We start from the raw sequence: 13,309 nt of genomic DNA, 5'->3' as shown, positions 1-13,309 counted from the left end.
ACTCTCTCTTCTTTGCTAAAGCGTGCGCAGAAACTCGAGGGGCGCCGGGTAAGCGCGTTCGTTCAAAGTCATCCATGAACCGAATGTCGAGAATCTTCGCGGTGATGTTGGGTGCATCAGTAGAGCGTCAAGCAGTCAGGCTGCGGTAACAACCCGACCAATCAGGCGGAAAGTCTCGTGCTAGAGAGGCCAGCCGTCGTGACCCTGTGGTCAGCGGGCGGCATTATACATAGGTAGCTGGCAATCTGCCGATGGTTCATATGCAACGATTCTCGTCCATTGGTCTAAAGGTCGCAGGGCAGCGATGGGCAAAGACTCGTTACGAATGCTCGAGTTTGGCGCTTTTCCCTTTGCTTTCAGGCTTGTACGAAACGAGATGTGCGCGGCGGCGGAACATAGGGTTTGCGTGTTGATTTAACTGGGTTACGCTCGAAGCAAGCCAGATGTTCAATCCAAACAATGGAGTTCAGCATGGGTTACAAGAAGATTCAGGTTCCAGCCGTCGGTGACAAAATCACTGTCAATGCAGACCATTCTCTCAATGTTCCTGATAACCCGATCATCCCCTTCATCGAAGGTGACGGTATTGGTGTCGACATCAGTCCGGTGATGATCAAGGTTGTCGATGCTGCTGTTGAAAAGGCCTACGGCGGCAAGCGCAAGATTTCCTGGATGGAAGTCTACGCCGGCGAAAAGGCCACCCAGGTTTATGATCAGGACACCTGGCTGCCTCAGGAAACCCTCGACGCGGTCAAGGATTACGTAGTCTCCATCAAAGGCCCGCTGACCACCCCGGTCGGTGGCGGCATCCGCTCGCTGAACGTCGCCCTGCGTCAGCAACTCGACCTGTACGTCTGCCTGCGCCCGGTGCGCTGGTTCGAAGGCGTGCCGAGCCCGGTGAAGAAGCCTGGCGATGTCGACATGACCATTTTCCGCGAGAACTCCGAAGACATCTATGCGGGCATCGAGTGGAAAGCCGGTTCGCCGGAAGCCACCAAAGTCATCAAATTCCTCAAAGAAGAAATGGGCGTCACCAAGATCCGTTTCGATGAAAACTGCGGCATCGGCGTCAAGCCGGTTTCGCTGGAAGGCACCAAGCGTCTGGCGCGCAAGGCTCTGCAATATGTGGTCGACAACGACCGCGATTCGCTGACCATCGTGCACAAAGGCAACATCATGAAGTTCACTGAAGGTGCCTTCAAGGAATGGGCCTACGAAGTGGCGGCGGAAGAATTCGGCGCGACTCTGCTCGACGGCGGCCCGTGGATGCAGTTCAAGAACCCGAAAACCGGCAAGAACGTTGTGGTCAAGGACGCGATCGCTGACGCCATGCTTCAGCAGATCCTGTTGCGCCCGGCCGAATACGATGTGATCGCCACCCTCAACCTCAACGGTGACTACCTGTCTGACGCGCTGGCGGCGGAAGTAGGCGGTATCGGCATCGCGCCGGGTGCCAACCTTTCCGATACCGTGGCCATGTTCGAAGCGACCCACGGCACCGCGCCGAAATATGCCGGCAAGGACCAGGTCAACCCGGGTTCGCTGATTCTGTCTGCAGAAATGATGTTGCGCCACATGGGCTGGACCGAAGCGGCGGATCTGATCATCAAGGGCACCAACGGTGCTATCGGGGCCAAGACCGTGACCTACGACTTCGAGCGGCTGATGGATGGCGCGAAGCTGGTGTCGTCTTCGGGCTTCGGTGATGCGCTGATTTCGCACATGTAAAATGCAGCTACACAAAAAACCGCCCGGCTCTGATGGATGAGCCGGGCGGTTTTTTTTGGCTGAAGGTTCTGAAGTGTCAGCTGATGAGGGTTTTCTCTTTCTGCTTGAGGTCGATGGCGGGTTTCACTGTTTTTTCAGCCGCTTTCTCAGCGTCCTTCGCCGTCTCCACCGATTTAATCTTCACCGCGTGCAGGCCTTTGGGGCCTTGCACGATGTCGAATTTCACTTCCTGACCCGCTTTCAGGGTTTTATACCCGTCCATTTCAATGGCCGAATAATGCGCGAAGAAATCGATGTCTTTGCCATCCTCGTCGCGGCCTTCACGGGCTTCGGTGTTGATGAAACCGAATCCCTTGGCGTTGTTGAACCATTTCACCTTGCCGACAGCCATGCTCAAATCCCTCTGCAACAGTCTCCATCGCTGGAGTATCATCCAGTACATCCGCAATCGAATTCGATAAAAGAATTGACTCCGCGGATCTTTTTTACCCACTGTGGGCTCTATTGGTTGTAACACCGTTTTCCCGATAGTCAAGGTGACCGGGCAGTCGGAGTTGAAAACGTGAGCAGCCGCCCCCACCACTGTATTTGCACAACTGACGAACCTTTCTTTCCATGCATGCAATCAGCCAGATTCGACTAACATTCAATCAGGATCGCCCGCTTCTCCAAAAGGATCTTCCACAGGAGCACGACGACGATTCGGCAGGCGTTGCTGTTCAGGAAGCAAAGCCTGCGTTACAGGCGCCGCCGATGTACAAGGTGGTTTTGTTCAATGATGACTACACACCGATGGATTTCGTCGTCGAAGTGCTCGAGGTGTTTTTTAACCTGAATCGCGAGCTGGCGACCAAGGTCATGTTGGCCGTCCACACAGAAGGACGGGCAGTATGTGGAGTGTTTACCCGCGACATCGCCGAGACAAAGGCCATGCAGGTCAACCAGTACGCCAGGGAAAGCCAGCATCCGCTACTCTGTGAAATCGAGAAGGACGGTTAATCGCCGACCACTTGGGTATGAGGTGAAGCTATGTTAAACCGCGAGCTCGAAGTCACCCTCAATCTTGCCTTCAAGGAGGCTCGTTCGAAGCGTCATGAGTTCATGACCGTCGAACACCTTCTGCTGGCCCTATTGGATAATGAGGCTGCCGCCACCGTTTTGCGTGCCTGCGGCGCAAACCTCGACAAACTCAAGCACGACCTGCAGGAGTTCATCGACTCCACCACGCCATTGATCCCCGTGCACGACGAGGATCGCGAAACCCAGCCAACCCTGGGCTTCCAGCGTGTCCTGCAACGTGCTGTTTTCCACGTACAGAGCTCGGGCAAGCGCGAAGTAACCGGCGCCAATGTGCTGGTTGCAATCTTCAGTGAGCAAGAGAGTCAGGCCGTGTTTCTGCTGAAACAGCAGAGCGTGGCGCGCATCGATGTCGTCAATTACATCGCTCACGGCATTTCGAAAGTGCCGGGGCATGGCGATCACTCTGAAGGTGAACAAGATATGCAGGACGACGAGGGCGGTGAGTCTTCTTCTTCAGGCAACCCTCTGGATGCTTATGCCAGCAACCTCAACGAACTCGCCCGCCAGGGTCGCATCGATCCGTTGGTCGGCCGCGAATCGGAAGTCGAGCGCGTTGCGCAGATCCTTGCGCGTCGGCGTAAGAACAATCCGCTGTTGGTCGGCGAAGCGGGCGTGGGCAAGACTGCGATTGCCGAAGGCCTGGCCAAGCGCATCGTCGACAACCAAGTGCCGGATCTGCTGGCCAATGCGGTTGTTTATTCGCTCGACCTCGGCGCTCTGCTCGCAGGCACCAAGTATCGCGGTGACTTCGAGAAGCGCTTCAAGGCGCTGCTCAACGAATTGAAAAAACGTCCGCAGGCGATCCTGTTCATCGACGAGATCCACACCATCATCGGTGCGGGTGCAGCGTCGGGCGGGGTGATGGACGCGTCGAATCTGCTCAAGCCGCTGCTGTCGTCTGGCGACATTCGCTGCATCGGCTCGACCACGTTCCAGGAATTTCGCGGCATCTTCGAGAAGGATCGCGCTTTGGCGCGGCGCTTCCAGAAGGTCGATGTCGTCGAGCCGTCGGTGGAAGACACCATCGGCATCCTGCGCGGCTTGAAAGGACGTTTCGAGCAACATCACAACATCGAATACAGTGATGAGTCGTTGCGTGCGGCTGCCGAACTGGCTTCGCGCTACATCAATGACCGGCACATGCCGGACAAGGCCATCGATGTGATTGACGAGGCGGGCGCCTACCAGCGTCTGCAACCGGTCGAGATGCGCGTCAAGCGTATTGAAGTGCCGCAGGTCGAAGACATCGTGGCGAAAATCGCGCGTATTCCGCCCAAGCATGTCACCAGCTCCGACAAGGAACTGCTGCGTAATCTTGAGCGTGACCTGAAGCTGACGGTGTTTGGTCAGGACGCGGCGATCGACTCGCTCTCGACTGCGATCAAGCTGTCGCGCGCCGGGCTCAAATCGCCTGACAAACCAGTCGGTTCGTTCCTGTTCGCAGGTCCGACCGGTGTCGGTAAAACCGAGGCCGCGCGGCAATTGGCCAAGGCGTTGGGGATCGAGCTGGTGCGGTTCGATATGTCCGAGTACATGGAGCGTCACACCGTATCGCGTCTGATTGGTGCGCCTCCTGGTTATGTCGGTTTCGATCAGGGCGGTCTGTTGACCGAAGCGATCACCAAGCAGCCACATTGCGTATTGCTGCTCGATGAAATCGAAAAAGCGCATCCGGAAGTCTTCAACCTGCTGTTGCAGGTGATGGATCACGGGACGCTTACCGATAACAACGGGCGCAAGGCGGACTTCCGCAATGTGATCGTGATCATGACCACCAACGCCGGTGCCGAAACGGCCGCGCGCGCTTCGATCGGTTTCACCCATCAGGACCACTCGTCCGATGCGATGGAAGTGATCAAGAAGAGCTTCACGCCTGAATTCCGTAACCGTCTGGACACCATTATCCAGTTTGGTCGCCTCAGTCATGAGGTCATCAAAAGTGTGGTGGACAAGTTCCTTACCGAGCTTCAGGCGCAGCTGGAAGACAAGCGTGTGTTGCTGGAGGTTACCGACGCGGCGCGCAGTTGGCTCGCGGCCGGTGGTTACGACTCGGCGATGGGTGCGCGTCCGATGGCGCGCTTGATCCAGGACAAGATCAAGCGTCCGTTGGCCGAGGAGATCTTGTTTGGTGAGTTGGCTGAGCATGGTGGCGTGGTTCATATCGATATCAAGGATGGTGAGTTGACCTTTGATTTCGAGACCACTGCTGAAATGGCTTGATGGTTGTTGTTGGATAAAAGGGCGCCTTCGGGCGCCTTTTTGTTGTCTGTCGTATGGGGTTTGGGGTTTGGGGTTGGGGTTTGGGGTTTGGGTGAATATCCGTTGCTGCGGGGGTGGCTGATTACGGTTTCGCCCTTACGGCGACTCACTTTTTTTCAAACGCCAAAAAAAGTAAGCAAAAAACGCTTGCTCCTGCGTTCGGCCCTCGCAGGCTCGGGTTCCTTCGCTGCGGGATCGATCCGGGCGCAGCGCCTCCGGTTTGCTTCGCTGCACCTCCTCTCGCTGTGTTTGGCTGCGCCAAACGGTCGCTGCGCTCCCACCCCCGGATCAATCCCTCCACTCAGCCTTCCGACGTCGCCTGTGGATCAAGATCAAGAGCTTTACTCGAGCTTGCGCTCATTGTTGAGTGGGGCGGCTTCGCCGCGGGCAGCTGCGCTGCTTTGCTTTAGTGTGGAACGAACCTGCTCCGAGGGGCGATCCTACGAAGGCGGCCTGACAGCCGACCTGTTTCTTGAGGTTGTACCCAATCCAACTGTAGGAGCTGCCGCAGGCTGCGATCTTTTGATCTGGCCTTTGATCTGGCCTTTGATCTGGCTGTGGCTTTTGATCTTCTGTCCCATCGGCAGGCCGAGCGTAGGTGTTCGTCAGGGGTGGGAGCGCAGCGACCGTGCGGCGAAGCCGCATACATCGAGAGGAGGTGCAGCGAAGCAAACCGTAGGCGATGCCCCCTGATGGGCACCGTAGCGAGGGAACACTGAGCCTCAGCGAAGTGCCGTACGCCAGGGGCAAAGCCTTTTGGTTCCTTTTTGGCGTTTGAAAAAGGGACTCGCTGTAAGAGCGAAACCGCCAGCGGCCGCACCCGATAAAACGGATATGCCCCCAATCCAAAATCCCCAAGACGCACATACAAAAACGCCCGGCATAACCCGGGCGTTCTGTATTGACTTGATTAACGAGCGCGGTAAGTGATCCGCCCTTTGCTCAAATCATAGGGCGTCAGCTCGACGCGCACTTTGTCGCCGGTAAGAATACGAATGTAGTTCTTGCGCATCTTGCCGGAAATATGCGCGGTTACGACGTGCCCATTTTCCAACTCCACACGAAACATGGTGTTGGGCAGGGTGTCGACGACAGTGCCTTCCATTTCGAAGCTGTCTTCTTTCGACATGCAGTAAAGCCCTCGGTATCCAATGAATGGCCCGGTGCAACTGCGCCAGGCAAAAGCGGCGTGCATTGTGCCCGAAAAATGGCGTTTACGCCAAGGGGTTTAGGGCTCGGGTTTAGTTAAGGACGACCCAGCGCTGATTAATGAGCAATTCGATAGGGCGATATTGGGTCTTGTAGTTCATCTTTTTGCAGTTCTTGATCCAGTAACCCAGATAAACCGCTTCAAGGTCCATACGCTGGCTTTCGCCGATCTGCCAGAGAATGGCGAAACGTCCAAGACTGCGGCGTTCTTCTTCGGGCTCGTAGAAGGTGTAGACCGCCGATAAACCGTTCGGCAGCAAATCAGTCACGGCTACCGCCAGCAACCGCCCGTCGAGGCGGAACTCATAGAAACGCGAGAAGGGCAGATCGCGTACCAGGAACGTCGAAAATTGATCGCGGCTTGGCGGGTACATGTCGCCATCGGCGTGGCGCTGTTCGATGTAGCGCTGATACAGGTCGAAATATTCTTCGCTGAATTGCGGCTTGACCGGGCGTACCTGCAAATCGGCGTTGCGCTTGAAAATGCGCTTCTGCTGACGATTGGGCGTGAACTGCGCAACAGGAATACGCGCAGGCACGCACGCATTGCAATTCTGGCAATGAGGCCGATACAAATGATCGCCACTTCGACGAAAGCCCATTTCCGACAGATCTGCGTAGACATGCACATCCATGGGCTGGCTCGGATCGAGAAACAGGGTGGTGGCCTGCTCCTCTGGCAGATAACTGCAAGAATGAGGCTGAGTGGCATAGAACTTCAAACGCGCCAACTCGGTCATGATCAACCCTCGGGATAAGCTGGTTAATTAAGTGTAAGCCACGCGCGCCAAAGTCGCTCAGCAAACCCAAGTGGCACGGCTGGGTTGATCCAGATGCCTGGCCAGGTAGCCGGCGAATTCTTCTCTGGCAATCGCTCTGGCACCCAGGCTGTGAAGATGCTCGGTCGGCATCTGACAATCGATCAGGACAAACCCTGAGTCCTTCAGGTGCTGCACAAGCCTGGCGAAGCCGTATTTGGACGCGTTGTCGGCGCGGCTGAACATCGATTCGCCGAAGAACAACCGGCCCATCGCCAAGCCGTACAGGCCACCGACCAGTTGGCCTTGATCCCAGACTTCCACCGAATGCGCGAAGCCGCGACGATGAAGCTCAACGTAAGCGTCTTGCATGGCTTGGGTGATCCAGGTGCCGTCGGCGTAATCGCGCGGCGCAGCGCAGGCGCGAATCACATCGGCGAAGTTCTGGTCGAACGTGACCTGATAACGCTCTTTGCGCAGTAGTTTGCCGAGGCTGCGCGAGACGTGCAGTTCGTCGGGAAACAGCACGGTGCGCGGGTCGGGTGACCACCAAAGGATCGGCTGGCCCTCGGAGAACCATGGAAAACAGCCATGACGATACGCCTGGATCAAACGATCAGCGGACAAATCACCTCCCGCGGCGAGCAGTCCGTTGGGGTCGCGCATGGCCTTTTCCAGCGGCGGGAAGGTCAGTGAATTACGTTGTAACCAAGTGAGCATGGGATTCAGGCTTACAGAAGGGGAGGGCGGTTCGGGTCGTTCGACCTTATTTAAAGTGTGCCGTTAAATGACAGGAATGTCGTGCGGATACTGCTCGGTCCACGCGACAGTCATACGGCCGGTCGCAATCACCGGCTATCGCCCCGTGAGCATTATCGGCTGTCGTCAACGGGCTGGAACAGGCGTTGTTGCAACTTGGCCGCGTGAGTGCGGTCGTAAGCGATCTCTGTGACACAGCATTCGGCGTGTTTGCGCGGACGCGTCGGCGGACTTGGGCGGGAATCGAAACAATCAAGCTCGAAAGGTTCGCTGCGTTCATCAAATACACCTCATAAGCCTTTGTCACAAAAGGTAATGCATGCTCAAATTGAGTCGCAGGTTTCGTGTGCTTGGCTATGCTGATGCATGGCTTTGAAGCATGGCATCGGACGCACAAACCCGTACAATGCCGGGCTGTTACAGAATCTTCGCAGTGCCTGTATTTAAAAAAGCACTGGCGCAGTGTTAAAAGTAGTCGCGGTTGTGCCCGTCAATTTTTTTACCTGCCTGGATTGGGCAGTTTTTATTGTCATTCAATAGATGGACGCGCCTCGGGCGCAGGAAAAGAAGCGTTTTGAAGAAATCCACCGAAGCACCAAAAACTGTCGTTCCGCTCTGGCGTCAACAGTTGCACTACCGGCTCAAGGAAGGTGCATTGATCGCCATCGGGGCCTTGTGCCTGTTCCTGATGATGGCCTTGCTGACCTACGGCAAGGACGATCCGGGCTGGAGCCATAACAGCAAGATTGACGATGTACAGAATTTCGGCGGCCCGGCGGGCTCTTATAGCGCCGATATCCTGTTCATGGTGCTCGGCTACTTCGCCTACATTTTCCCATTGCTGCTGGCGGTCAAGGCTTACCAGATCTTCCGCCAGCGTCACGAACCGTGGCAGTGGAGCGGCTGGCTGTTCTCCTGGCGCCTGATCGGTCTGGTGTTTCTCGTGTTGTCCGGCGCTGCGCTGGCGCATCTGCATTTCCACGCCGCCTCCGGCCTGCCAGCAGGCGCCGGTGGCGCATTGGGCGAAAGCCTCGGCGATCTGGCTAAGAACGCGCTGAACATTCAGGGCAGCACCTTGTTGTTCATCGCCCTTTTCCTGTTTGGCCTGACCGTTTTCACCGACCTGTCGTGGTTCAAGGTGATGGACGTCACCGGCAAGATCACCCTCGACTTGTTCGAATTGTTTCAGGGCGCGCTCAATCGCTGGTGGTCGGCGCGCACCGAACGCAAGCAACTGGTCGCGCAACTGCGTGAAGTCGATGACCGGGTGCACGATGTCGTCGCGCCAACCGTCACCGATAAACGCGAGCAGGCCAAGGTCAAAGAGCGCCTGATCGAACGTGAGCAGGCGCTGAGCAAGCACATGTCCGACCGCGAGAAGCAGGTGCCGCCGGTCATCGCTCCTGCACCGGCCAAGGCCCCGGAGCCAAGCAAGCGCGTGCAGAAAGAGAAACAGGCGCCGCTGTTCGTCGACAGCGCCGTCGAAGGCACGTTGCCGCCGATCTCGATCCTCGATCCGGCGGAAAAGAAACAACTCAACTATTCGCCGGAATCGCTGGCAGCGGTTGGCCATTTGCTGGAAATCAAGCTCAAGGAATTCGGCGTCGAAGTCACCGTCGATTCGATTCATCCTGGCCCGGTGATTACCCGTTACGAAATCCAGCCTGCCGCCGGCGTCAAGGTCAGCCGCATCGCCAACCTGGCGAAAGACCTCGCGCGGTCGCTGGCCGTGACCAGCGTGCGGGTGGTAGAAGTGATTCCAGGCAAGACCACCGTCGGTATCGAAATTCCCAACGAAGACCGGCAGATCGTGCGTTTCTCCGAAGTGCTGTCGACCCCTGAGTACGACAACTTCAAATCGCCCGTCACCCTGGCACTGGGTCATGACATCGGCGGCAAGCCGGTGATCACCGACCTGGCGAAGATGCCGCACCTGCTGGTGGCCGGTACCACCGGTTCCGGTAAGTCAGTGGGTGTGAACGCAATGATCCTGTCGATCCTGTTCAAGTCTGGCCCGGAAGACGCCAAGCTGATCATGATCGACCCGAAAATGTTGGAATTGTCGATCTACGAAGGCATCCCGCACTTGCTGTGCCCGGTCGTTACCGACATGAAGGACGCCGCCAACGCCCTGCGCTGGAGCGTTGCCGAGATGGAGCGACGCTACAAGCTGATGGCGAAGATGGGCGTACGCAACCTGTCCGGCTTCAATGCCAAGGTCAAGGAAGCGCAGGACGCTGGCGAGCCGCTGAGCGATCCGCTGTACAAGCGCGAAAGCATCCACGATGAAGCACCGCTGTTGCAGAAACTGCCGACCATCGTCGTGGTGGTCGACGAATTTGCCGACATGATGATGATCGTTGGCAAGAAAGTTGAAGAGTTGATCGCCCGTATCGCACAGAAGGCGCGGGCGGCCGGTATCCACTTGATTCTCGCGACCCAGCGGCCGTCGGTGGATGTGATCACCGGTTTGATCAAGGCCAACATTCCAACGCGTATGGCGTTCCAGGTGTCGAGCAAGATCGACTCGCGGACGATCATCGATCAGGGTGGCGCCGAACAACTGCTTGGCCACGGTGACATGCTCTACATGCCTCCGGGCACGAGCCTGCCGATCCGGGTTCACGGTGCGTTCGTTTCCGACGATGAAGTTCACCGCGTGGTTGAAGCCTGGAAACTGCGTGGCGCCCCGGAATACAACGATGACATTCTCAATGGTGTCGAAGAGGCCGGCAGCGGCTTTGAAGGCAGCAGCGGTGGCGGCGACGGTGATGATCCGGAAGCCGATGCGCTGTATGACGAAGCCGTGCAATTTGTGCTGGAAAGCCGTCGCGCCTCGATTTCCGCGGTGCAGCGCAAATTGAAGATCGGTTACAACCGCGCCGCGCGGATGATCGAAGCCATGGAAATGGCCGGGGTCGTCACCTCAATGAACACCAACGGTTCGCGTGAGGTCCTGGCCCCGAGCCCGGCACGCGACTGATTGCAAAAGCAAGGGGCGGGACAATGACGTTCCGCCGCTCTCCCACACGTATCAAGAGGACTCCCATGCGTCTTATCCGCATGCTGTTGCCGGTTCTGGCGTTGACCACCCTCACGGCCCACGCCGATGACAAGGACGTGGCGCGTCTGACCCAATTGCTGGAAACATCCAAGACCCTGAGCGCCAACTTTTCGCAGTTGACTCTCGACGGCAGCGGCACCCAGTTACAGGAAACCACCGGCAACATGACCTTGCAGCGTCCGGGCCTGTTCTACTGGCACACCAATGCTCCGGCCGAGCAGACAATGGTGTCCGACGGCAGGAAGGTCACCCTGTGGGATCCGGATCTGGAACAAGCGACCATCAAGACACTCGACGAGCGCCTGACCCAGACGCCAGCGTTGCTGCTGTCCGGTGATGTGTCGAAAATCAGCCAGAGTTTCGATATCAGCGCGAAAGAGGCGGGGGGCGTGATCGACTTCACCCTGAAGCCGAAAACCAAGGACACCCTGTTCGACAACCTGCGCCTATCGTTCCGCAACGGTCTGCTCAATGACATGCAACTGATTGACAGCGTCGGCCAGCGCACCAATATCCTGTTCACCGGCGTCAAGGCCAACGAAGCGGTGCCGGCGTCGAAGTTCAAGTTCGACATTCCCAAGGGTGCTGACGTCATCCAGGAATAACCCACTGTAGGAGCGAGCCTGCTCCCGAATGCAATGGTCCATTCAACATTGATAGTGAGTGATACACCGCATTCGCGAGCAGGCTCGCTCCCAAAGGACAATGATCTGCTTCAGATCAAATAGAGGTTTCAACGCTACGTGATGGATCTGTTTCGCAGTGCACCGATTGCCCAGCCCTTGGCCGCGCGTTTGCGTGCGGCCAATCTGGATGAATACGTCGGTCAGGAACACCTGCTCGCTCGCGGCAAGCCTCTGCGCGAGGCGCTGGAGCAGGGTGCGCTGCATTCGATGATCTTCTGGGGCCCGCCGGGCGTGGGCAAGACCACCCTGGCGCGGTTGCTCGCGGAAGTCTCGGATGCACACTTCGAAACGGTCTCGGCGGTGCTCGCCGGGGTCAAGGAAATCCGTCAGGCCGTTGAAATCGCCAAGCAGCAGGCCGGCCAGTACGGCAAACGCACGATTTTGTTCGTCGACGAAGTGCACCGTTTCAACAAATCCCAGCAGGACGCGTTTCTGCCCTACGTTGAAGACGGCACGCTGATTTTCATCGGCGCGACCACCGAAAACCCTTCGTTTGAACTGAACAACGCGTTGCTGTCGCGTGCCCGCGTCTACGTGCTGAAAAGCCTCGACGAAGCGGCGCTGCGCAAACTGGTACACCGCGCGCTGACCGAAGAGCGTGGATTGGGCAAGCGCAACCTGACGCTCAGCGACGAAGGTTTTCAGATGCTGCTGTCGGCCGCCGACGGCGATGGCCGGCGTCTGCTCAATCTGCTGGAAAACGCCTCTGATCTGGCCGAAGACAACAGCGAGATCGGCACCGATCTGCTGCAGAGCCTGCTCGGCGATACGCGTCGGCGGTTCGACAAGGGCGGTGAAGCGTTCTACGACCAGATCTCGGCGCTGCACAAATCGGTGCGCGGCTCCAATCCCGATGGCGCGTTGTATTGGTTCGCGCGGATGATCGACGGCGGTTGCGACCCGCTGTATCTCGCCCGGCGCGTGGTGCGCATGGCCAGTGAAGACATCGGCAACGCCGATCCGCGGGCGCTGAGTCTGTGCCTGGCGGCGTGGGAAGTGCAGGAACGTCTCGGCAGCCCTGAAGGTGAATTGGCCGTGGCGCAGGCGATCACCTATCTGGCCTGCGCGCCGAAGAGCAACGCGGTGTACATGGGTTTCAAAACCGCCCTGCGTGCCGCAGCGGAAAACGGTTCACTGGAAGTGCCGCTGCACCTGCGCAATGCGCCTACCAAGCTGATGAAGCAATTGGGTTATGGCGACGAATACCGTTACGCTCACGATGAGCCGGATGCCTATGCCGCTGGCGAAGACTATTTCCCTGAAGAGCTCGAGCCTATCCCGTTCTACCAACCGGTGCCGCGTGGCCTGGAGTTGAAAATCGGCGAGAAGCTCAACCACCTCGCCCAACTCGACCGGCTAAGCCCTCGGCAGCGGAGAAAATAGTGCTCCCATTGATCCTTGCAGTGTCGGTTGGCGGTGCCGCCGGTACGCTGTTGCGCTTTGCCACTGGCAATTGGGTCAGCGCCAATTGGCCGCGGCACTTCTATACCGCGACGCTGGCCGTTAATATCGTCGGCTGTCTGCTGATCGGCGTGTTGTACGGCCTGTTTTTGATACGCCCGGAGGTGCCGATCGAGGTGCGCGCCGGGTTGATGGTCGGCTTCCTCGGGGGGCTGACGACTTTTTCATCCTTTTCACTGGATACGGTGCGCCTGCTGGAAAGCGGGCAAGTGTTGCTGGCCCTGGGCTACGCGGCGCTCAGCGTATTCGGCGGGCTGCTCGCGACGTGGGCCGGCCTGTCCTTGACCAAACTTTGATAACGAGAA

General features: G+C 57.7%; 11 protein-coding genes. 7 read left to right on the top strand and 4 right to left on the bottom strand.

What is annotated here, in order from left to right:
- The first annotated feature begins 471 nt into the window (after positions 1 to 471).
- Positions 472 to 1,728, top strand: a complete 1,257-nt coding sequence (gene icd, locus EL257_RS16715) for an NADP-dependent isocitrate dehydrogenase (RefSeq protein ID WP_126364475.1) — start codon at positions 472 to 474, stop codon at positions 1,726 to 1,728.
- A gap of 76 nt (positions 1,729 to 1,804) precedes the next feature.
- On the opposite strand, the gene EL257_RS28215 is transcribed toward icd, so the two are convergent.
- Positions 1,805 to 2,119 (bottom strand): cold shock domain-containing protein, encoded by a 315-nt coding sequence (locus tag EL257_RS28215; protein ID WP_269471989.1) that lies wholly within the window; start codon positions 2,117 to 2,119, stop codon positions 1,805 to 1,807.
- A 224-nt stretch (positions 2,120 to 2,343) separates the two neighbouring features.
- Here EL257_RS28215 and clpS point away from each other — a divergent pair, with 224 nt between their 5' ends.
- Entirely contained in the window at positions 2,344 to 2,727 is a 384-nt protein-coding gene (gene clpS, locus EL257_RS16705; protein WP_011334948.1) for an ATP-dependent Clp protease adapter ClpS, read from the top strand.
- A 30-nt stretch (positions 2,728 to 2,757) separates the two neighbouring features.
- Positions 2,758 to 5,028 (top strand): ATP-dependent Clp protease ATP-binding subunit ClpA, encoded by a 2,271-nt coding sequence (gene clpA / locus EL257_RS16700; protein ID WP_016775266.1) that lies wholly within the window; start codon positions 2,758 to 2,760, stop codon positions 5,026 to 5,028.
- A 949-nt stretch (positions 5,029 to 5,977) separates the two neighbouring features.
- Here the strand turns inward: clpA and infA are convergent.
- The 3 genes from infA to aat all read right to left on the bottom strand — a co-directional run bounded on the left by infA (position 5,978) and on the right by aat (position 7,754).
- Positions 5,978 to 6,196 carry a translation initiation factor IF-1 gene (infA, locus tag EL257_RS16695; protein WP_002553999.1) on the bottom strand — a complete coding sequence of 73 codons (219 nt, stop codon included), beginning with the start codon at positions 6,194 to 6,196 and terminating at the stop codon, positions 5,978 to 5,980.
- A 112-nt stretch (positions 6,197 to 6,308) separates the two neighbouring features.
- Positions 6,309 to 7,016, bottom strand: a complete 708-nt coding sequence (locus tag EL257_RS16690) for an arginyltransferase (protein WP_126364474.1) — start codon at positions 7,014 to 7,016, stop codon at positions 6,309 to 6,311.
- A 57-nt stretch (positions 7,017 to 7,073) separates the two neighbouring features.
- Positions 7,074 to 7,754 carry a leucyl/phenylalanyl-tRNA--protein transferase gene (aat, locus tag EL257_RS16685; RefSeq protein WP_126364472.1) on the bottom strand — a complete coding sequence of 227 codons (681 nt, stop codon included), beginning with the start codon at positions 7,752 to 7,754 and terminating at the stop codon, positions 7,074 to 7,076.
- Between the two features lie 613 nt (positions 7,755 to 8,367).
- Between aat and EL257_RS16680 the strand changes: the two genes are divergently transcribed.
- The 4 genes from EL257_RS16680 to crcB all read left to right on the top strand — a co-directional run bounded on the left by EL257_RS16680 (position 8,368) and on the right by crcB (position 13,300).
- The gene (locus EL257_RS16680; RefSeq protein ID WP_126364470.1) at positions 8,368 to 10,776 is read left to right on the top strand and encodes a DNA translocase FtsK; all 2,409 of its coding nucleotides are present in this window, start codon (positions 8,368 to 8,370) and stop codon (positions 10,774 to 10,776) included.
- 65 nt (positions 10,777 to 10,841) lie between these two features.
- Positions 10,842 to 11,462 (top strand): outer membrane lipoprotein chaperone LolA, encoded by a 621-nt coding sequence (gene lolA / locus EL257_RS16675; protein ID WP_126364468.1) that lies wholly within the window; start codon positions 10,842 to 10,844, stop codon positions 11,460 to 11,462.
- A gap of 141 nt (positions 11,463 to 11,603) precedes the next feature.
- Positions 11,604 to 12,926: a replication-associated recombination protein A gene (locus EL257_RS16670; RefSeq protein WP_126364466.1), complete on the top strand. Its 1,323-nt coding sequence runs from the start codon at positions 11,604 to 11,606 to the stop codon at positions 12,924 to 12,926.
- The gene (crcB, locus tag EL257_RS16665; RefSeq protein WP_126364464.1) at positions 12,926 to 13,300 is read left to right on the top strand and encodes a fluoride efflux transporter CrcB; all 375 of its coding nucleotides are present in this window, start codon (positions 12,926 to 12,928) and stop codon (positions 13,298 to 13,300) included. The genes EL257_RS16670 and crcB overlap by 1 nt, the downstream gene beginning before the upstream one ends.
- The last annotated feature ends 9 nt before the right edge of the window (positions 13,301 to 13,309 follow it).

The organism is Pseudomonas fluorescens, from assembly GCF_900636825.1.
Taxonomy (GTDB): domain Bacteria; phylum Pseudomonadota; class Gammaproteobacteria; order Pseudomonadales; family Pseudomonadaceae; genus Aquipseudomonas; species Aquipseudomonas fluorescens_BG.
Note: the sequence above shows the minus strand (reverse complement) of the source record. Positions and strands in the feature narration are given on the sequence as shown.

Coding starts and splice junctions, on each gene's coding strand:
- icd (WP_126364475.1), top strand. CDS start 472: ATGGGTTACAAGAAGATTCAGGTTCCAGCCGTCGGTGACAAAATCACT.
- EL257_RS28215 (WP_269471989.1), bottom strand. CDS start 2,119: ATGGCTGTCGGCAAGGTGAAATGGTTCAACAACGCCAAGGGATTCGGT.
- clpS (WP_011334948.1), top strand. CDS start 2,344: ATGCATGCAATCAGCCAGATTCGACTAACATTCAATCAGGATCGCCCG.
- clpA (WP_016775266.1), top strand. CDS start 2,758: ATGTTAAACCGCGAGCTCGAAGTCACCCTCAATCTTGCCTTCAAGGAG.
- infA (WP_002553999.1), bottom strand. CDS start 6,196: ATGTCGAAAGAAGACAGCTTCGAAATGGAAGGCACTGTCGTCGACACC.
- EL257_RS16690 (WP_126364474.1), bottom strand. CDS start 7,016: ATGACCGAGTTGGCGCGTTTGAAGTTCTATGCCACTCAGCCTCATTCT.
- aat (WP_126364472.1), bottom strand. CDS start 7,754: ATGCTCACTTGGTTACAACGTAATTCACTGACCTTCCCGCCGCTGGAA.
- lolA (WP_126364468.1), top strand. CDS start 10,842: ATGCGTCTTATCCGCATGCTGTTGCCGGTTCTGGCGTTGACCACCCTC.
- EL257_RS16670 (WP_126364466.1), top strand. CDS start 11,604: ATGGATCTGTTTCGCAGTGCACCGATTGCCCAGCCCTTGGCCGCGCGT.